Annotated in this window: 10 protein-coding genes; 4 read left to right on the forward strand and 6 right to left on the reverse strand. The window is 44.1% G+C overall.

Annotated elements, in window-relative coordinates:
- The first annotated feature begins 165 nt into the window (after positions 1-165).
- Both ACYVAA_RS17695 and ACYVAA_RS17700 read left to right on the forward strand, forming a co-directional pair.
- On the forward strand, positions 166-297 hold the full coding sequence (locus ACYVAA_RS17695) for a hypothetical protein (protein WP_460544247.1): 132 nt from the start codon (positions 166-168) through the stop codon (positions 295-297).
- Between the two features lie 518 nt (positions 298-815).
- Complete coding sequence (locus ACYVAA_RS17700) at positions 816-3,335, forward strand: Kelch repeat-containing protein (RefSeq protein WP_460544248.1); 2,520 nt, start codon at positions 816-818, stop codon at positions 3,333-3,335.
- 133 nt (positions 3,336-3,468) lie between these two features.
- Here ACYVAA_RS17700 and ACYVAA_RS17705 read toward each other — a convergent pair whose 3' ends face one another.
- The 6 genes from ACYVAA_RS17705 to ACYVAA_RS17730 all read right to left on the reverse strand — a co-directional run bounded on the left by ACYVAA_RS17705 (position 3,469) and on the right by ACYVAA_RS17730 (position 15,318).
- Positions 3,469-5,673 carry a hypothetical protein gene (locus tag ACYVAA_RS17705; protein WP_460544250.1) on the reverse strand — a complete coding sequence of 735 codons (2,205 nt, stop codon included), beginning with the start codon at positions 5,671-5,673 and terminating at the stop codon, positions 3,469-3,471.
- 102 nt (positions 5,674-5,775) lie between these two features.
- Positions 5,776-6,588: a DUF3823 domain-containing protein gene (locus tag ACYVAA_RS17710; protein WP_460544252.1), complete on the reverse strand. Its 813-nt coding sequence runs from the start codon at positions 6,586-6,588 to the stop codon at positions 5,776-5,778.
- 30 nt (positions 6,589-6,618) lie between these two features.
- Entirely contained in the window at positions 6,619-8,676 is a 2,058-nt protein-coding gene (locus tag ACYVAA_RS17715) for a RagB/SusD family nutrient uptake outer membrane protein (RefSeq protein WP_460544254.1), read from the reverse strand.
- A gap of 43 nt (positions 8,677-8,719) precedes the next feature.
- Positions 8,720-11,947 (reverse strand): SusC/RagA family TonB-linked outer membrane protein, encoded by a 3,228-nt coding sequence (locus ACYVAA_RS17720; RefSeq protein WP_460544256.1) that lies wholly within the window; start codon positions 11,945-11,947, stop codon positions 8,720-8,722.
- Positions 11,948-12,044: 97 nt separating this feature from the next.
- Complete coding sequence (locus tag ACYVAA_RS17725) at positions 12,045-13,475, reverse strand: glycoside hydrolase family 76 protein (protein ID WP_460544258.1); 1,431 nt, start codon at positions 13,473-13,475, stop codon at positions 12,045-12,047.
- 31 nt (positions 13,476-13,506) lie between these two features.
- On the reverse strand, positions 13,507-15,318 hold the full coding sequence (locus tag ACYVAA_RS17730; RefSeq protein WP_460544260.1) for a carboxypeptidase regulatory-like domain-containing protein: 1,812 nt from the start codon (positions 15,316-15,318) through the stop codon (positions 13,507-13,509).
- A 1,165-nt stretch (positions 15,319-16,483) separates the two neighbouring features.
- Between ACYVAA_RS17730 and ACYVAA_RS17735 the strand changes: the two genes are divergently transcribed.
- Positions 16,484-18,667 (forward strand): alpha-L-rhamnosidase-related protein, encoded by a 2,184-nt coding sequence (locus tag ACYVAA_RS17735; RefSeq protein WP_460544262.1) that lies wholly within the window; start codon positions 16,484-16,486, stop codon positions 18,665-18,667.
- Between the two features lie 842 nt (positions 18,668-19,509).
- On the forward strand, positions 19,510-21,993 hold a 2,484-nt coding region (locus ACYVAA_RS17740; RefSeq protein WP_460544264.1), incomplete at its 3' end, for a SusC/RagA family TonB-linked outer membrane protein.

Consider the following 21,993-nt stretch of genomic DNA (forward strand, 5'->3'; position numbering starts at 1 on the left):
AAAAGAAATCCTTCTGAAGGCCTTTGGAGCATTCGGTTTTGGGACAGTTGATGGAGGCGTTAAGAAAATGAGTTAGCTCGCGAAGTGGACGAGCGAGATCCACTCATTTTTAGCCTGCAGCAAATGGCACAAAATCAAATTGAGGCAAACTGTTCGTAATCAAAAATGAATTCACTCAATTTGAAGAACCTGTCCCGACCACTGTACGGGATGCTCCGTGGCCTAGATTTTTGGTTCTTTTCATCAATGGAAATGCGCAGCATTCATGAAGACCTTCAAGAACAAAACAATACCTGAATAAAAGAACAGAAAGCAACAAAAACCTTATAAGATTGGGTTACGTGCAACATTGCGGATGCACAGTTTGAATTTTCATTTGAGCAAAAAATAAAGGTTTGGGGGATTATTTGCCCTTTGGCCTTATTTCAAAGTGAGAAACACAGGTTAGTCGGAATACCTAACATAAATTAGGAAAGCATTTGTATCAAATTTTCTAAAACTCTACTTTTGAAGGATTGATAGTTGGTGTGGGGCTATAGGCAAGCCTCATTTTGATTCTTTATCCAGGCAATGCCAATCAGGTAGAACTCCCTAGCTAAATGGTTCAAAAAAACGTTTACAATTGTTTCATGTATTTACAGATAAGCCTCAAAAAGTATATGGGATTGGGTACAATTAGGGCAAAGTTAAAGTTGTCGGTGAAAGGTATAGGGCGGCTGCATAAGGAAATAAACCGTGTTTGCTTTCGTACAGGAAGTGCAGTGAAGAAAGACCGTGTTGCTGTTTCATGAGAGATTGATTTATAAATGTCCCCGATGCTCCTATTGACTAACATACACTTATTGGTTTTATTGATTGCCGGTTTCATTGTGCCACAGTCTTCCTTTACAGGAGGGCTTAAGTTCCATGGGAACGAAGAAGCGATAAACCAACGCACCTCTTATACTATTTTTGGAGAGCATGAGGTGGAGTTTTCTGATCATTTTGATATTGATTTCAGCTTGTCCTTAAGTCCCGTCGAAGAAATAGGCTACATTCTCAGGGTAAAAACCGGGGTCAACCAAAGGATTTTCAATTTGTTTTATGACAGTCAGGGGGACCACATTGTTTTCAAATTCAATGAAGAGGGGAAAAGCAATCTCATTGTTGCCAATATGGACAGAGACCGGTTGTTTAAGCGGCAATGGTTTGACATGAAAATCTCTTTTGATCTGATAGGTGATTCCATTACCCTAACCATCGATGACCAAACATTTTCAATCGATGACCAAAACTTGGTAGATACCTATCGTCCCGAGATTCTTTTTGGCAAAAGTGATCATATCATTGATGTGCCTTCCTTTGCGATCAAAAACTTATATGTGGTTGGTAGAGACACCTATCATTTCCCCTTGGTGGAAAATGAAGGTACTTTAGTACATGATATCAATGGACATCCAATTGGGAAAGTGAGTAATCCTGACTGGTTAAAAAATGATGCCTATTTCTGGAAACATCAAGTTTCCTTTGGCTCAGCATCCGTGGCAGGAGCAAACTACGATCCACAAAAGAAGGAAATATATTACTACAACCAGGATTCTATTTGGAGGTATAATGTACAGACTGGAACTAGCCACATTGAGGTGTTTGAAAAGAAAAGTCCAGTAAAATTAATCTTGGGTACCAACTTCCTCGATACCGCAAAGCATAAATTATATACCTATGAGGTGTATTATGACAGTCCTTACGAGGCTCCCACGGTAGCAAGTCTCGATCTGGATACCTATGAATGGAGTGAAGAAAGCCGTGAACAGCTTCCGACCCAGCTCCATCACCATGGTTCTTATATAGATCCCTCCTCCGGCCAATACAGTATTTTTGGAGGCTTTGGAAATATGAAGTATAGCAAGCACTTTTTTTCCTTTGATCTGGAACATAAAGAATGGAACAAAAAGGAAGGATTTACAGGGGACGAAATCACCCCACGTTACTTCTCCTCAGTAGGTTACCAGCCAGAAAACAACAGTTTATATATCCTTGGTGGAATGGGGAATGAATCTGGGGAGCAGTCCGTCGGTAGAAAATACTATTATGATCTTTATAGGGTCGATCTGCAAAGTAAGCATGTGACCAAACTTTGGGAAATCCCATGGGAAAAAGACAATGTTGTTCCTGTCCGGGGGATGGTCTTGTTAAATGACTCCAGCTTATACACACTTTGCTATCCTGAACACTTTTCGGAATCCTCTCTTCGCCTGTACCGCTTCTCCTTAAAGGATGGCAGCTACGAAATATTGGGGGATTCTATTCCGATCCGTTCGGACAAAATCACCACCAATGCCAATCTTTATTTTGACCAAGGGCTCAATAAACTGTATGCTCTGGTGCAGGAATTTGAGGATGACATCTCTTCAGAACTGAAAATATATTCCCTTGCATTTCCAGGGATTACCAAGGAAGAACTGACCGGTTTTCCAGCGAAGAAAAATAGCAAAGCACCTTTACTGGCATTTCTTCTGGGAGCTGGAGCATTGGGTTTAGGTTTTATCTTGTATAAAAAGTTAAAACCTAAGGAATCAGCCACTGAAAAAGCAGCGAAGGAAGCAGTGGAGTATCTTCCGGTCCAAAAGGCGGAGCAGACGGTAAGGCTCAACTCCATTTACTTATTTGGTAATTTTATGGTTAGGGACCAAAAGAATAGGGATATTACCTATATGTTCAGCACACAGCTGAAACAGATTTTTTGCCTTATTCTCCATTACAGTATCTCGGAGGATGGAATTACCTCACAGCATCTGAGTAATTTACTTTGGCCGGATAAACCCGCGGACAAGGTCAAAAATTCACGCGGGGTCACGATCAACAATCTACGTAAAACGCTAAGCGAACTGAATGGAATAGACTTGGTCCATGAAAAAGGACATTACAAAATCATCCTCCGGGAGGAGGCCTATTGTGATTATGTGAGGGTGATTCAGATCATTAATACCCATCAGGTGGAGGAACACCGAGATGAGTTTGTGGGAATCATTTCCCGTGGCAAATTCCTGTATCTCTGTGATGATGCTTTGTTTGATATTTTTAAGGAAGAGGCGGAAACCAAGCTTGAGCCGGTTTTGGTATTGGAAGTGGAGAAAAGCTTCAGCAGTGAATCTTACTCCACTACGATATCCATGGCTGAGGCACTGTTCAATATCGACCCCGTAAACGAAACCGCTTTAGTATATCAAGTCAAAGCCATGCTGAAACTAAGCATGATAGAGGAGTCCAAAATCGCCTATAGAACCTTTGCGATCGAGTACAAAAGGCTTACCGGTAAGGATTTTTACCGTACTTATTCGAGCATCAGTTCTTAAGAATTCAAAATTCACCGGACCAAATATGATGTCCCCTTTAATGGAAAAAAACATGGCATGACTTGAAGTCATGCCATGGTTAGGTTCACTTTTTATGGGCAAAAGAGTACAATCATCTTGATAGCAACTCAGCCTACCAAGTGACTTTTACATGAACTCCCTCCGGGTTGTTTTCAAAACTTAAGAAACACGTTTTGCTGCCTTCGTCCCAGGAGCTTTCAGCAGCTAAAGTTGCTCCGGAGGAGTCTGTGATTTTCAGGCTGTCAGGTTTTTCAGGCAAAAGGATCCTCATCACGTTGGTGGTGTTGAGAGGGCTCTTGGCGACCAGCGAATACTCATTTTTGGCCACTTTTTCTTCATAAATCCTGGCGGCTGTTGCCAATACCTGTGGAGTATCCGGCTTGGTAACGCTTTCGATATTGTAGAGGAAGGCCTGTTCGCCCGGCTGCACCAACTTTTCGTTTAGGACAGGAATTTCAGGATCAAATAAATCAATGAATTTACCTTTCGCTATAAAAGGAGCTTGGTCCTCATTTTCATCGACCACGGAGATGATCTCATACGGACCTCTGGTCAGGGAAAAGTGGTTCTTGAATTCAAGCGTGCCGGATTTGGCGCCTGCATTATATAGCTCCTGGATGGTTTTAACATACTCCTCATCATTGTTTTCTTCCAGGACAAATTCCTTCGGATCCTCACGTATAATGTGCACTTTGCCCTTTCCATAGGTGTATTCCCCGGCCTCAAAAGGGCCATTCAGTCCTAACTTTTGGAAAAGGTCCTCCGATGGGGCTTTGAAGCTGTTACCATCCTTATTCCACCATTCCTGCACCCCTTGAAAGACATCTTCATCCCTTCCGCAATAGACCAAGGTACCACCGTTCTTGACCCAGTCTGCAATATGTCCATGTGCTTCTTCTTGCATAGGTTTCATGTTGGAATAGGACATGACCAGGATTTTGACCTCTTCCCAAGTGCGAGGAAAAGATACATTTTCTATATGGACGGTTTTGACCGGTACACCCCGCTTGAGCAGCGGCAATGCCTGTCCGTAAAAATTGGATAATTGAGGATCGTCATACCCCTGATGAGTAGGGAAACGCTGGAACATCAGGGAATTGGACATCAAAACACCGATTCCCTGTGAGCCGCTTACTTTATTTTCAGAAAGAGGCATGTCATTCAGCGTATTGATCATTACCTGCATTTGGGAGGAGTAAAATCGGGGGATTGGTGCTTTCTCCTCACTGTCGGCACTGGTCCTGTAGAGCCCCTCATAGATCCGGTCAGGCCAGGGCATCACCTCATAGTCTGCCACCATGGGATAGAGAAGCTGGGCGGCAAAGGTGGCCTGGTAGTTTTTCTTATAATCAGCCCAGTCCCTTGGCCAATCTTCTATAGGGTCAGTAAGGAAATACATTTTTCTTCCGGTCGGAGCAGTCATCGATTCCATGGAGCCATACTCGAGAAAAACGGTTTCGAATACCCTTTCCTTGGCCTGGCCATTATAATAATTCGGCTCGCGGGAAGTGCCTGTCCACACCTGTGCGATATATCCGTCCACACTTGGCAGTGAGGCCAAGCTTGCCTCAGGACTGACGATCATCCATTGGGAATAATTTACCAGTGAATGTGTGGGTACGTAACACCGGACATCCATCCCTTTGGTATTACCATATTCCTTGGCAAAGGAAAAGCACTCCTCTACGGCCCGGTAGTACAGGTGGTATTTCAGTTTATTGGACAGATAGGTGTTTTCAGCGGATTCATGCTGAGGCCTCCAATCAAAGCCATAATAGTCCTTCCACTCTTTTTTGAAGGCTTCGCTATAGCCTGACTTGGCCCAGAACTCAGGTTCTTCAAGGTATATGGCATCAATCCCTGCATCAATGACCCGCTTGATTACTTTTTCTTTCATGTATTGGATGAAGTTCATGGAAGGCACGATATAGGGAACCATATGTCCATGCCAAAGGGTATCACCTTTCTGGGTGACCTGTCCTTCATCCAGGTGCCATTCGCCATCCCATTCACCGGTGAAATAATCTTGGTATTCACCCCAGGCAATTCCGCTCATAAAATGGGTGGTATAGCCCTTGTCTCGCCAAGTCTGGACCCGCTCTTCAAAGGTCATATTGGCTTTTCCGTGATGGTCTTTTACACTATAGACAATGGCTACATCGGCCCTTACATCCGTGACGGGTTTCCAGGGATTGGAAGTTTGGAAAGCCGTTTTTTCACTTTTGGGGCTTTCTGTGTGGTTTTCTTGTTGTCCAGGTTTGGAGCAGGCCTGGGTAAGGAGAATTGGAATAAGGTATAATAAAGCAGTTTTTCGCATATGTTTAAAAATTCTTTGAAAATGAAATATAGTGATGGTTTCCAATCTAATATTCAAATGAAAAGCCACCCCGTGATGGGATGGCTTTTCGTATTTGTCCAATTAATAAACCAAAACTTGGCGTGTGTCATTGTAGTTCCAGCGTCTGGTACCGCTGCCCCTGGGGGTGTCGAAGTTGATCCTTGCCGCAGCCCGTACAAAGACCATGCGTCCTTCGGGGATCGTCCCATTGGATTCAATGGTAATGGTCTCACCCAGCATGGAGTTGAATGAAGAGCCCGAAAACTCCAATTGGCTGGACCAGCGCTCGTCCCGTGCACGGTAGCCTACGGTGGAAGAATAGCTGACGAACAATTGGATATCGGTCACGTTCTGAAAACTGTCACTATAGCCACCCATAGGTTGGATTTTGGAACGGAACTCTTCTTCCGATACCCCACGGGTTACGCGGATTTGAGCCCTTACCTTTCCATTGATCACTTCCGGATCTTTTACCCATTCCACTCTCAAAAACGGCTGAACTTCAAAGGTTACATTGGAAACGCCTTTGATGTCCAGGGTCTGGGTTTCATCGGCAAGAGGTACTCCGCGATCATCCTCACGGATAAGGGGGATAAAAGGCCCGTCGATTCTGATATTGTAGGTTCCAGAAAATAGTTTGGTATTTTGAAATGTACCATCGGGCATGCAAAAGAAGTCAGGGTTGTGAGTGACATTGTCCCCCCAGCTTAACTCCGTTAACCGAACACGAATGCCTTCACTTCCTTGGTCTGTTAGCACAGGCTCACCGGTCTCCTGATCCACTACTTCACCTTTAAGGGTTTCAGCCGGAAGATCATAGTTGTCCAGTTCAAACATACTACATGAACTAAGGGAAAACAGCGTCGCTAATATCAGGTATGCTATATTTTTCATCTTCTTAAATTCTTGGTTATGGATAATCTCTTATCGGTTGGGTTGTTGGTCGATTACCGGACTTTTGGATACTTCCCCACCTGGAATGGCGAAATAGTAGTCGATAATATTGTATTCGAAAGTCTTCAGGCTAACCCACTGAAAACGGGCATCAAAGAAGTACTTGCCGCTTTCAGCGGACAGGAAGGGGTATAGCCCTCGGAAGCGATAGCGGGAGTTCATGCTAAAGTCTTCTTTGTTCCTGGTTTCGCCCCAGAATCCGTCCCTTTCTTCATAATGCTGCACTCTCCACCTGCGCAGGTCCCACTTGGTTTTATGCTCTAAGGCAAGTTCTTTCCTGCGTTCCTTACGAACGGTATTTCGACTTTCGATATTTGAAGAAAGCATTCCTGCAAGCAAAGTGGCCCCGGCACGTTCGCGGATATCGTTGATACCTGAGGTGGCCACTTGGAGCATGTCAGAGCCATCAGGGGAAGCCTCGCCTGCAAGTCCCAGTTCTATGGCAGCTTCTGCAGCCGTGAGGAGGACATCGGCATATCTCATCAAGACAAAATGCTGGTCAGACTTACCTTCACCCGCCTCGAAAGAAGGGTCTGGGTTCAGCCATTTACGACTGTAAAGTCCTGTAAGGGTGCTTTCAGCATTATTATAGAAGGGGCCATTGGCACCTGCTGCAGTGATCTGCCCGCCCTGAAAATTGACCAATTCCTGGCTTCCTCCTTCTCTGGCACTTAGAAATAGTTCTTTAGGTGCCTGAGTATAGATGGGTAATTGCTGATAGCGGGTTTCTGCAGTTGCATAAGAGTAGTCATTGAATAATGGCTGTATCGGCTCTGATCCGGTATATACTCCGGCCCGGATTTCAATTTCCTGATTTTTGAAAATGTCCCCGGGGAATATCACATAAGCTCGAAGACGAGGTTCTGCGTCATTGAAGAAATCCATGGGCGAATCATACATTAGGTAATCGCCCTCTGTATTGTTTGATCCTGTGGTTACTTTGATGGTTCCGTCAGGGTATCTGTCAAAACCTTCAAACAGCTCCATGAAATCCAGCGTTGGACAAGTACCGGAAGCCAGCGGGGCTTTGAAAATAAACGGTGCACTATAGGCATCGTAACCATGGGTGGCTACAGGGAAGTCGTATTGCTTCACATAAATGTTCTCAGGACTGGTGGGGTCGCTGAACATGTCCACCATATTTTGGTATTGCGCCTCAGGGTCGTTTGCCGCCCATTTTCTCTTGTACAAGGAATATTGTCCACTTTTGATCACTTCATTGGCAGCCAGGTAGGCTTCTCTGAAATATTTTTTTGAAGCAGTCTGAGCAGTTTCCTCAGAAAACCCGATGACCCTTACACCTGTTTTCAGTCCGGTGCCTGTAAGTCTTCCCGGCACGGTTTCATTGTATTTTGCTATACTGCCCGCATAAAGCATGGCTTCAGATTTAAAGGAAAGCGCCACATATTTGTTGGAATAACCGGGCTTGGGGCTGGTAGCTTGAAGTAATTCTATGGCCTGATCAAAATCCGCCAATATTTGATTCCAAGTATCCTCTTCAGAGGAGCGAGGGATTTCCAAGGTCCCTTCTTCCGCTGGATAACGCAGTACACTGGTCACCAAAGGTATCCCGCCAAAGCGTTTTGCCATGGCTGAAAATACAAATGCCCTAACAAAATAGGCTTCGCCCAAGTAATGATTGTAAGTCACTTCAGGAAAAGCATCAGCATATTCCGGCAGTTTTTCCAAGAGGTAATTGGCTTCCCTTAGCAATCCGAAAGCTCTTCCCCAATAAGGGCTTCTCTCTCCGGTAAAGGCCGCAGTGATCCCGTCACGGTTTACGGCTTCTCCTGTACCTTCAATTCCCAGGGAGCCCAGCCAGGAATTGTATTCCACTCCCCATTGGGCCATGTATTTGAAGTCCTCAAAAGGCATTTTGCTGTACATGCCTGCGATATAGACATCCATGCCTGATTCACTGGTCATCAGTGTCTCATCACCGATTACATTGGGTGGAGGCACATCCAGGTCGGTACAGCTGGAAATGTACAATAAGCTGAATAGCAATAATATGATTCTTATTTTCATGATTTGATTCATTTTAATTTCCCAAGGTCTCAACTAGTTGCTGTTAAAATGACGCTGTTACACCCACCGTGTAGGTTTTTGTCAACGGATACATTCTTCCCAGTTCATCTCCCGGATGTTCGGGATCCACAAACTTCACCCCTGTAAAAGTCAATAGGTTATAGGCATTGGCAAAGAAACGGATGTTGGTAGAAGGGCTGTTTCTAGGTTTTAGGCTATAGCCTAGCTCAATACTTTTGAGACGAAGATAGTCTGTGCTTACCCGGTTGAAATCAGAGTTGCCAAACGGATAATGGCCCGTGTAGCCATAATAGCCACTGATCCACTCGGTTTCTGGATCATAAGGATCAGCCAAAGGATCCACAGGATGCCAACGGTCAAGGTACTGTTCCAAAGCACCGCCGCCGTTGCTGCCCCATATGGAATAGAGAGGTTCTTGGTACTGCATAGAACCCAAGGCTGAGCCTTGGAATAAGATGCTTGCGTCAAAGTTTCTGTATTCGGCATCTAGGGCCATACTGAAGTTTAACCATGGGGTTTGGTCATAAGCAAAAGGGTGTTGGTCCAGCCCGTTGATCTCACCGTCACCGTTCCAGTCTTCGTATTTGTAATCACCGGGCAGTATGCCCCTGTCTTTATAGATGTCATAAGACCAGATGTCCTCCCAGTCAGTATATCTTCCTGCGGATACATAGCCAAACTGCACTCCTTGGAAACGATCAGTGAGGTTGTCATTTCGCCAACGGTCATAGGAATTGCCGTAAGGGCCTTTTTCAGCTGCTATCAAATGTTGCCTACGGGTGATGGTTGCTATTCCTTTTACTCCATAGGCTATTTCTCCGATCCTGTTGCGGTGGGACAGCTCCAAATCGATCCCGAACTGGCGGTCGCTGTTGGTATTTTCCCTGGGGGCTCCTGTACCCACCACGGTAGGTACATCCCCGGACCGGGTGGAGAACAAACCTTCTCTGCGTCGATCAAAATAATCTACGGAGAAGCCGAACTTGCCCATCCAGGCCTCGAAATCCAAGCCGATGTTAAATGTTTTGGCGGTCCACCAGGAAAGGTTTTCGTTGGGTACGACAGCTGATGCTCCATATACAAATTCATTGTTCAGGATATATCCAGGGGCATACTGATTGTAATAGCCATTCTGGGCATTGCCGCTGGTGGCAGGGTAGATATAACCGGGATACCAGTCATAAGCCAAAGAGCCGTCATCAGCGGTCATCCCGTAGCTGGCCCTGAATTTAAGTTGGTCCACAAAAGAGAGTCCTGAAGCAGATTTGAAGAAAGGCTCCTCAGACAGACGCCAGCCTATGGAACCTGAAGGGAACCAGCCCCAGCGGTTGGTTTTGACGAATTTGGAGGATCCATCGTATCGAAATTGCACTTCGGCAATATATCGCTCACCATAAGCGTAATTCAGTCTTCCAAACATGGCTGAGTTGGCAATCTCATATAAATCGCCTGAACCGCCCTGCATTCCTCCTTGCTGGTTTTCATTCATGCCTCCCACGAGGTACTCCATGGCAAAGGCCAGGTCTCGCTGTGCATAAAAGTTGTCTCCCTTACGGTTTTGAGTCTCAAATCCCAAAAGTCCAGAGACATCGTGGTTTTCTCCAAAAGTGCGTTTGTAGTTGATCAGGAATTGTCCCAAAAACTGCTGCTTGCTAAACAGCTCTCTTCGTATCTGGTTGGGGGAGCTGTTATTGTAAAGCTTTGATAAATATGATTCAGTAACAGGGTCATACATGTATTGGTAATATTCCCTTCTATAAATGTCATTGTCATCCCCCCGAAAGTCATAGCTGACCAATCCTTTTACCGACAGCCCCTCTAATGCTTGGGAAATTGTCCCAAAGTCATAGTCCAATGATGCAGAAGATTGAAAGTATTTTTGCTTATACTTTCTGTGTCCTGAGACATCGGCCCGCATCATCGCGATGGTGTTTTGCTCCAGGTCCAGTCCCTCGTAGTTCAGCATGGTGTTTTCAGGATCTGCATATGCCGGAAACAGGACTCCCTGTCTCCAGTAATTCCGAATGATCTCCACCGCACTGGAATAAGGTGAATTTCGCTGGTCGGTCACCCCGCTTAGGTTCAGGTTGAATTTCAAGCCCTTGGTTATTTCAGTAGTGATATTGGACCTCAGGTTGATTTTGTTGTAGTTCATGTCGCCGGATTTGAACATTCCTTCCTGATACATGTATCCTCCGGCGATATAGTATTGGGTCTTTTCGGTTCCGCCGGTAATACTGATGTCATGTTGGCTTTGTGGGGCGTATTCACTGATCAGCAATGCATTCCAGTCTGTTGTTCGGCGACGTCCGGTGCGGAAGGCTTCAAAATCATCTTGCTGGTAAATCAGGTTTCCCCCGTTGATGTTGTTCATGGCCCGTTCGTTATAGAGCGTCATGGTTTCATAGGGATCTGCCAGTTGTGGAAAGCCTGATGGATGCTGAAGGGTGTAGGAGCCATTGTAAGTGACTGTTGCCTTTCCTGCGCTACTGCCTCTTTTGGTGGTGATGAGCACTACACCGTTTGCAGCACGTGCCCCATAGATGGCTGCTGAAGCATCTTTCAGAACAGATAACTCTTCTATGTCTGTTGGGTTTAGGCGCTGAAAATCGGCCATGGTCCGCTGGATACCGTCAATTACAATCAAAGGAGAGCCCAATCCACGAATATCAAAGCTGGCATTGAAAGTGCCAGGCTCGGCACTTTTCTGCCAAACACGAACACCGGCGACCCTACCCGTAAGCATGTTTTGCGGGTTTTCGTTCTTGGTTCGGAGCATTTCGTCGCCTTTGATATTGGCCACAGAACCCGTCATGGTAACTTTTTCCTGCATTCCATAACCCACGACTACCACCTCTCCCAGTTGCTGGGTGTCCGTTGTCATCGCTACTTCGATCACGGATCGTGTTCCGACATTGATCTCTTGAGTGGTATATCCTATAAATGAAAATGTCAAAACGGTATTGTCATCCGGGACATTCAATTGATACCTTCCATCGATGTCCGTGGTGGTCCCTGTTAGGGTACCCTTGAGCAATACGTTCACTCCCGGCATCGGGGTGCCGTCTTCTGATGTGACCGTGCCGGAAACGGTTTTATCGTTTTGCTGTAAGCCTTCACTTTCTAAAGGCCGAATGGTTGAATCCAATGCTGAGGCAAGCGTGGGAGCAATAAGAAAGTATAGGGAAACCATTCCCTTTAGGGAGTGTTTCATCAGTCCTCTGGATGACTGCTTAAAGATCTTTTGCATATGTATTGGCTATTTTGATTTATTATTGTCTGGTGAGACATTTTTTACTCTTTAAAATTTTGGCTTTCACCAACTGGTGAAAGCCAAAAAGTGATGGTCATTTTGCCAGCTCATATCGTGATAACACAGCATATTCTGCGGCAAATGCAAAGTTGAACATCCCCTCTGTTCTGTTGTTATTGGCTGTAAGGCTCCAGCCGACGAGCAGATTGGTGGGGAGGAATCCTTCATAGAGGAAGTTCTCATATCCGTAGTCTAAGTTCTTCTGGAAAGTGTCGATATAATCTGAGGCGGTGCCGTAGGCAGGAGCCACATCGACATACCCACGCATCAAAACTCCATTGAACCAGTTATTGAACCCGCTGATAGCATAGGTGTAATAGCCCTCATGGTTTTGGTTGGGTTTGGCGAAATATTGGAAGCTTTTGTCTGAAAGTTCCTTGGCGTCCTGAAGGTAGGCATCCTCTTTTGTCATTCTGTACATGTCTGCAGCGCCAGAAAGCATAGTTCCGGAATTGTAAGAGATAGCAGGACCTACCCGGTCCTGACAGGCAATGCCTTTGCGGTAAACTGTCCCGTTTATGGTTTCGGTTTGCGGATTTCCAGGAGAACAGCCACCCCTCATGTCATCATACACCCCATCAGATCGCAACAGGTGATCTTTTTGCCAATCATAGACTTTCTTGGCAAAATCAGCATAGTAATCGCTTTTTTTCACCTGCATGGTTTTTCTGGTTGACAGGTCTTCTGTGTCGATGTACCGGTGAGTGATTTCATCGTTTTGGTCTTTGTAGATCTCATGCAGCCAAACCAAAGGGCTTACCATCGGACCATTGCTACAGGCATGTTTGGTTACATAGCCCGGCCCCCATGTGATCCCGCCTCGCTCTGTTCCGTCTGGGTTTCTAGTACTGTCCCAGCCGTCCAGCACGTAAGCGGTTAAATATTCCGCTTTTTCCAAATAGGCCGTTTCACCGGTAATCTTGTAGGATTCGAGCAGTTCACGGATAAGCCACATTTGGTCATCGTACACATTTTCGATGCCGGCTACCTTGGCAGTTCCCTTGGCGTTGCCCCGGTTGACCCCATATACTGACCATTCCTTAGTCTGTGTATAGGATACCAATTCAAAAGTTCCCAAGTAATAGTCAGCATTGTCATAAAGCTGTGCAAGGAGTTCGGCATACTTGTCGAAATGCGCCTCGTAAAGCGCCGCATTATTATGTTCCTTTTGGGCTTGGAGCCCGTGAAGGACTGCGTTGACTGCTTCTATGGCGGCAGTGTACATCCATACACTGCCGGTTTCATCTGACCGGACTCCAGTGTAGGGGTTATAATACCTGGCCATGGCCATTCCGGACCCTGTAAAATGGGCAGATACAGCATGGTCGGTCAGTTCCATGGCCCTAATAAGGTTCTGTTCCGATAGACTCACCTCGGCCGGAGGGTTTTTCGGATCCGTGTCAGTTGAATTTTCAGTGCATGCTGTGGACAGCAGCACAAAAAGACTCAAAATTGTGATCATCATTCGATTTTGTTTCATGTTAAGGTTTATTGTATTAATTCAGATCGATCCGGTGGATTACCAATTTGTTCTCGCCTGTATTGGCTTCACCATTGTACACCCCTAGAGCAAGTGTTACATTTTTACCATTAAACTGGGACAGGTCATACACAAAAGATGCGTAGCCTTCCGGGTTTCCTGCACCTCCGTCCCCATGCTTGAATTTCCAGCAACCATCTTCTTCTGCACTGGCTTCATCCGCGGTATTGGATTGTGGGGAGAGGTGGCTTACTGTTCCGTCGTCTTCTATCGCAGTAAGTTTGAAATAGGTGAAATTATCTCCGAAATTACGGGTGCTCAATGTCAACTGATTGCTGCCTGGATCAATGGAGAATTTAGAATATAAGTAAGCCTCGGGGACCTTGGTGCTTGCCTCTGGCGTGTTACGGGTTTTGATCAGATAGCCTTCAGATGGGAATACTTCAGGGTCTTTCTTCAGGGGAACAAAGAACCAGTTGGCTGCGATATGGTCTGCGCCCCGCCAAGCACGGTATGCATCCACATAATTGTCTCGGTTTCCACCCACCGGGCTGATTCCCGTAAAGGAAGTTTTGGTGTGCGGCATGGTGGAGCGGGCGGTTTCCTGCGTCAGCTTCCAGCCTTCGACCACTTCAGTTCCTGGCAGCCAGTCCCAGTTCTCCACTTTACGGTCCGCAAACCGGATCGCTCGGAGTACCAGCTGCTTCCAGTAATCTCCCGTAGACTGTCTGTAAATTCCGACAGCTACAATCACCTCTTTACCAACGTAGTCACTTAGATCGAACTGAACATCACCATAGCTCCCTGAAGCGTAAGTTCTGTTTTCTCCTATTTTTACTGCAGTTGGCTGCGCTTCGGAAAGGTCTACCACTTGTACTCCAAAGAAAGCAGGGTTGGCCTCGTCGGCATTGTGGGTGCTGATTCTCAAGGACATAATCTTATTGTCCTCGGTGATCATTTTGCTACCATAAACATAGGAGTCGAAGACATTGAGATCAGCAGGGTTGCTTCGGTCGCCTTCGTTATTCCGTATTTGAAGCGTAGTTCCTTCATTTTGCTCCTGCCATGCCCCACGGAAATCAAGTGCTGACATATAGTTACAGGCCCAGTCCCAACGAGGATAGGCATCTGCATTACGTCCGCCGCGATATTCATTATAGTACCATTTGTCCGCAGCCAATAAATCCGCATAGGTCAGGCCACGTAGTATTTCGCTGCTGCCCATGGTAATATCCAGGGTGGCTATTCCGTCGGCAAAATCCGCTTCATTTATGGTTTTGGTGATGGGTTCATAATTGGCTTTGCTGAAGGTGATAGTGTACTCGTCCACGATCAGGTTTTCCAAGGTGAACACTCCGTCACTTCCAGTGGTCGTCGTACCGGCAACTCCCACACTGACATTCACCCCTTCTAGTGGCGCATCTCCGTTCCTTCCATCTTTGATGGTACCTCTAATTTTTGCAGAGGCATATACCAAAGAAACGTCTGCTGTCGCGATGTTTTCGCTGTTGTACTTTTCAGGATTTACGGTTAGGCTAACGGCCAGCCAACCCGTCTTGGAAAATTTTACAGCATGTGTCTTGCGGACGACATTTTCAAAAATATACTTGCCATCACTTCCTGTGGTGACCATGACTTCTTCTTCCCCTATTCCGGATAAGGAGACGTTTACATCTGCTATGGGTTGGCCGTCTCCATCTGTGACGGTGCCGGTGATGACCCCTCGGGGAACTGTAATGGTTTCATCTTCATTGATACAGGAGACCAGGGATACTAGAAATGCTCCCAACAGGGCGATGTAAACGATCGCTCGTAATTTTCTGTTCATTTGTTAGGCTTTTAAGGGTTATTATTGAATTAACCTGTTTGATTGATTAAAAATTATAAATCGATTCAGCAACTTATTTTGAGTCGAAAATTAGAGGAGGAAGGTTAATTTTTCGGTTAAAATCGGGTTAATAGGCCGGGGGAATTTGCTAATCTGACTTTTAAATCAGCAAAAAAACTAAAAGCGCTTGGTCGGTGGCTGTTCTTTCGATGGATGATAAACTTTAAACTGTGCATCCGCAATGTTGCACCTAAGCCAATCTTATAAGGTTTTTGTTGCTTTCTGTTTTTTTATTCAGGTATTGATTTATTCTTAATGGTCCTCATGAATGCTACGCATTTCCATTGATGAAAAGAACCATCCATAAGAATATCGGGACTAGGCCACGGAGCATCCCGTACAGTGGTCGGGACAGGTCCTTAAAATTGAGTAAATTCGTTTTCGATTACGAACAGTTTGCCTCAATTTGATTTTGTGGCATTTGCTGCAGGCTAAAAATGAGTGGATCTCACTCGTCCATTTAGCGAGCTAACACATTTTCTTAACGCCTCCGTCAACTGTCCCACAACCGAATGCTCCAAAGGCCATCAGAAGGATTTCTATTAAATATTTTGTTTCATCTTTACTACGTGCAAAATTCCGGAGAGTCAGAAACTTTTAAATGGTTTTAGATATGGGGATAAATTTGACCATGTTTTTGAGTAAAAAATCCATACCTGGATCTCAAGATCATCTTAGGTTTGTATGTTGGAAAACTTTGGATGGGGCATTATGAGAGGAAAAGGTAGATATCAAGTGGAGAATGCTTTCAATAAAACATACCTAGCGAAAATCACTTAGGGTATCCTATATAATGATATCTAAATTAATTGGGATATGGTTTAATATAGATCTTTTATTTCAATCAATTTCTAATCTAATAACTAAGTAATAATGAAAAATGAAAGAAGAAATTTCCCTAGAACAGGTTCTCAGTTAAATATTTCGTTTCTTTGATATTAGGTGTAGAATCCCAAAAAAGTAAACATTAATAAAATATAAGGGTTGATTCCCCTCAACAGTTTAAATGATATCTCTTCTTAAATCTCAACTACCGGTAAGGAATGGAGAATTGTTCATGTTCCTTCTATTCAGTATTATAATTTCATCTACTGGCTGCAAGAACATGGAAACTACCAGCGCCAAAAAGAACAGAGAACCAGTATACCCCAATGGTTTAATTGTTGAGTTTATCAGACAGCCTGAGCGTGTTTTGGTTTTAGATGAGAGACCGGAATTTGCCTGGGAAGTTCCTGAATCGGTTATTAGACAGACCGCATATCAACTGTTGGTAGCGTCTTCTAGGGAGTTGATAGAGGATAATGTTGGGGATATTTGGGATTCGGGAAAAGTTCTGGGAGGTCAATCGATCAATGTTGAGTTTCAGGGAAAACCTTTAGCACCATATCAAACATATTTTTGGAAGGTAAAAGTTTGGGGTACAGATAATAAAGAAACGCCCTACTCAAATTTCCAGCCTTTCACTATAGGGAGAGCAGGCGGCAAGATGATTACCAGTTCCAATTCGTTTCACATAGACAGCTTAAAACCAAAGGATTTTTTAAAAACAGGTGATGATACTTATTTTATGGACTTTGGAAAATCAGCCTTTGGTACCCTGTCTTTCCGGTACAATACCGGAATAAATGACACCCTTGTAGTCCATCTTGGTGAGCAGCTTGACAGCGGTAAAATAAAAAGGACACCGAAAGGAACAATACGTTATCAGTCTGTAGATGTGGCTGTCAGCCCTTCCCGGAAACAGTATCTTTTGGATATCAAGCCCGACGTCAGAAATACTAAACCAATTGCTGTACAGTTGCCTGATTCGTTTCCTGTTTTAATGCCCTTTCGATATTTGGAAATAGAAGGAGCAAAAGGGGATGTAAAGGCAAAAGACTTCACCCAGTTAGGCTATCATAGTTATTGGGAAGATGAAGCCAGCTACTTTAAGAGTTCAGATCATAGGTTGAATGCAATTTGGGACTTGTGTAAGTATTCTATAAAGGCCACTACTTTTGCAGGGGTATATGTTGATGGTGATAGGGAGAGGATTCCTTATGAAGCGGATGCTTATTTAAATCAATTGAGCCATTACTCTACAGACCGTGAATATGCCATGGCCCGCAGAACCATCGAATATTTTATGGAGCATCCTACCTGGCCGACCGAATGGCAATTACATGTGGCATTGATGTTTCATGCTGACTATATGTACACAGGAAACACAGAACTCATTGCCAAATATTATGAGGAATTGAAACATAAAACCTTAATGGAACTGCGTGGGGAAGATGGGCTCATTAGTTCGGAGAATGCTACCCCAGAGTTTATGAAAAAATTAGGATTTAAGAATCCAAATGACAAATTAAAAGATATTGTGGACTGGCCTCCGGCCCAGAAAGATACGGGATGGAAATTGGCAACAGAGGAAGGGGAGCGTGATGGCTTTGTGTTCAAACCAATCAATACGGTCGTCAATTGTTTCTATTTTAGAAACCTGGAGATTATGGAGGAATTTGCCAGCGTTTTGAATAAGAAGGATGAAGCTATCGAGTTTAGGCAATTGGCAGCCCAGGTCAAAAACTCTATTAACCAAAAGTTATATATAAAAGGGACAGGAGCTTATAGGGATGGAGTAGGTACGGATCATTCTTCTCTTCATTCCAATATGATGGCCTTAGCTTTTAATATTGTTCCTGAAGATCGCGTAACCTCTGTGGTTGATTTCATCAAATCCCGAGGGATGGCGTGTAGTGTTTATGGATCACAATATTTATTGGAAGCATTGTATAATGCCAATGAAGCGGATTATGCCTTACAATTAATGACAGCAACCCATGACCGGAGTTGGTACAATATGATTAAAATTGGATCAACGATCACTTTGGAAGCCTGGGATATGAAATATAAACCCAATGCAGACTGGAACCATGCATGGGGCGCAACACCGGCCAATATTATCCCGAGGCATTTATGGGGGATTAGGCCAAAAACTCCAGGCTATGGTATTGCTGTTATAAAACCACAAATAGGGAGTTTAACATCCAGCTCAATTACTGTTCCCACTATTAGAGGTGCTATAAAGGCAGATTACCATGTGCTATCGGATGAGTCTGTGAGCTTCAATATTAATATTCCCGCGAATATGCTAGGTGAATTTGACCTTTCAGGACAGGCATTTTCAAAAATAATTTTAAATGGTAAGAGGGTGGAGGATCATCAACAAGTTATTCAACTTCATCCTGGGGAAAACAATTTGAAATTATACAGACCTGACATTTACCAAACTAGCTTGATAGACCAATAGCGCTTTTCAGTAGGATACTTTGAGAAAAGGGTTTCCCTTAATCAGTTTATGGATGATAAACATAGATGGAGTAAGGCCTATCTTGGATTGAAAGCCCTACTTTTTCTTGTATATGGCTATTGATAATTTGGGACAGCATAACTCTCTAAGCGTTTTTTAGCTCATTGCACCTATTGATGTCAAATTGAAAACCAACCGCTAATTATTCCTCAGACTGAAATGACTTTTTAGGGGAAAATTACAAACGGCCTTTATAGGTCCAAAAGATACAATGTTAACATCCTTTGCTTCCGAACCAATTGAGTACAAAGAAATGAAACAGGATTACATCTTATTAAAGCACCGGACGGACTTTTTACTAACGCGGGATTTAAAAGTTTCAATTTTGGAGGTAAGGCATTTCAAGCTAAAGGCCCATTAAAGTCAAATGCATTTTGGGACATCGTTAAAAATTCCATCATATCCTACCCCCCCCCCTGCAGGGCTGAGTTGATAGTGGCTCTTATAAGGCGGATGCATATAGAAATACATAAGGCCATTATTCTATCGATCACGAATATGTCATGATACGCGGTACCATCGAATATACCATGAAGTATCCTTATTTGTCAACCAAATGGTATTTACATGTTGGTTTCCAATGAGCAAATTATAAGGTGTCCCAAGGAGTGTACATGTGTTTAATGGTAAGGAGAGGCGTGTAATTTATGTTTTTTTAGAGGGAGGACATTTCGTCCATGTTTTTGAATAATATATCCATTCCAGAAAGAGTTTATTGTCCTTATTTAGGAGGTAGCTGTTAGAAACAGCGCTGATTAACTCTAAACCTAAAATAAAATTCTATGAAAAAACGTAAACTAATATTGATTATCCTATTGCTAGGTTTCGTCAGTATTTCTTGGGCGCAGACCAAAGTATCGGGTACTGTTACCGACGAATCGAACCTTCCTATCCCTGGGGTAAACATTCTCATTAAAGGGACATCCACTGGGGCAGTATCAGATGTGGACGGGCGCTTTTCATTGGAGGTTCCAGGTCCAAATGCAGTTTTGGTATTTAGTTCAATCGGTTTCAGTTCCCAAGAAATGACGGTAGGAAATCGTACAGTCATTAATTTGTCCATGGCTCTGGATGTCACCTCTATGGATGAAGTGGTCGTAATTGGTTATGGTGAGGTAGAGCGGAAGGATGCCACGGGTGCAATAGGTTCTGTTGAGTCGGAGGATATTGTACGTGCCAATCCGGTACAGGCGGCAAAGGCTATTCAGGGGCAAGCTGCTGGTGTAATTGTCACCAAACAGAACAGCCGACCCGGGGCCGGGTATAATATTAATATTCGAGGCCTGAGTTCGATCAATTACAGCAACGAACCACTGGTGGTGATTGATGGTGTGATGGGGGGAGATATAAATGCACTTAATCCAGCGGATATCGAATCCATGGATATTCTCAAAGATGCTTCATCCACGGCTATTTACGGTTCCAGGGGAGCAAATGGTGTTATTATTATTTCTACAAAAAGAGGAGTCAAAGGTAAGCCTGTAGTAAGTTATGACGGTTATGTAGGGGTTAAGACACCCGCCCACCTTCCAGACATGATGAATGCCCAGCAATTTTACCAGGCCAGTGTGATTGATAGAGAATTAAATGGATATCCTCAAAACCGGTCATTCACTTCAACAGAAATCGATTTGGTGGAGTCGGGAAGGACTACCAATTGGCTCGATCAAATTTCCGGATCAGCAGTGCAGACAAATCATTCCTTATCAGTGGGTGGAGGAAACGATAATACCAATTACCACTTTTCAGGCGGGTATTTAAATGAAGGAGGGGCCTTAGATCATACTAAATTTAAGCGGTACAATATCAAGGGCAGTTTGGATAGTAAGTTAACCTCCTTCCTGAATGTTGGATTTACGGCTAATTACAGTGTTGCTAAAACAGAGCTAGGTTCCAATGAAGCATTGAGGAGTGCTTACCGAGCACGTCCGACTGGTGTAGCTCTTTATGATGATATCCTCAATCCGGATGAAAACCAGGATTTTTCTTGGAACGGTTATGCAGCTTGGATGGGGATTAACGATAAGCAAGTGTTAAATCCACTCATCGAAATAGATCCTCATAATTTTCAAGATGAAACAAGATCTGATAACTTCTTTGGAAATGCCTATGTAGAGTTGGTTCCTGTAAAAGGATTATCGATCCGTTCCTCCCTTTCAGCAGGCATAAGCAATTCAAGGTGGGGGCAATTCAGGGGTACAATGACCAAGGATCGGGCGACTACGCGATTGCCAAGGGCTTTCCGGCAAACAGATGATGTATCCAATTTTACACTGGATAATATCATCACTTATAAGAAGAAAATTGGAGAGCATGATTTTACTGCTACAGGTGTCCAGAGTACTTTCCAGGAACGAAATGAGGAAATGGACAGCTATGTGGATGAACTTCCCTATAATTCCTTATGGTATGCTTTCGGCACGGGACGGCCTGTCGAATTGGACACAAGGCTGACAGAAAGAACATTGCTTTCCTATATGGGAAGGGTGATGTATGGTTTCAAGGATAAATACCTGCTGACGCTTACGGGCAGATGGGATGGCGCCTCTCAGCTGAGTGAAGGTAATAAATGGGATTTTTTCCCTTCAGTTGCGGTAGGATGGAGATTGGGAGATGAAGAATTTATCAAGAATATAAGTGCTATTTCTGACCTGAAACTTAGGGTAAGTTATGGATATGTGGGAAATAGTGCGGTAAGTCCCTACAGTACACAGGCCAGATTGGCCAAAACGGTTTATGATTTTGATGGATCACCGGCATTTGGCTTTGCTCCTGAGAATTTGGCAGATAAATCGTTGAGCTGGGAAAAAAGTAAAGAATGGAATGTTGGTTTGAATATGGGTTTTTTGAGCAATAGGATAGGATTGGTGTTAGAACTTTATCACAGGAATACGGTGGATTTGATTTATAACGAGCAAATTCCTACTTCTTCTGGCTTTAGCAGCGTGACAACCAATATCGGTGAAGTCGCCAATAAGGGGATTGAGTTAACATTGAATACGGTGAATATTGCCAATAATAAATTCAAGTGGTTTACAAATATCAACTTTGCCAAAAATGTCAACGAGGTAGTTTCCATTGGTAGCGATGGAATACTAGCTGATATTGCTACCGGCCTTTTTGTGGGTCACCCCTTAAATTCCCACTATTCCTATCAGTTTGACGGCATCTGGCAATTGGATGAAGAAGCACAAGCTGCTGAGTATGGTCAGGTGCCGGGATCAGTAAAGGTAGTCGATCAAAACAATGACGGCATGATTTCCTCC

It is taken from the genome of Echinicola sediminis (genome assembly GCF_054777495.1).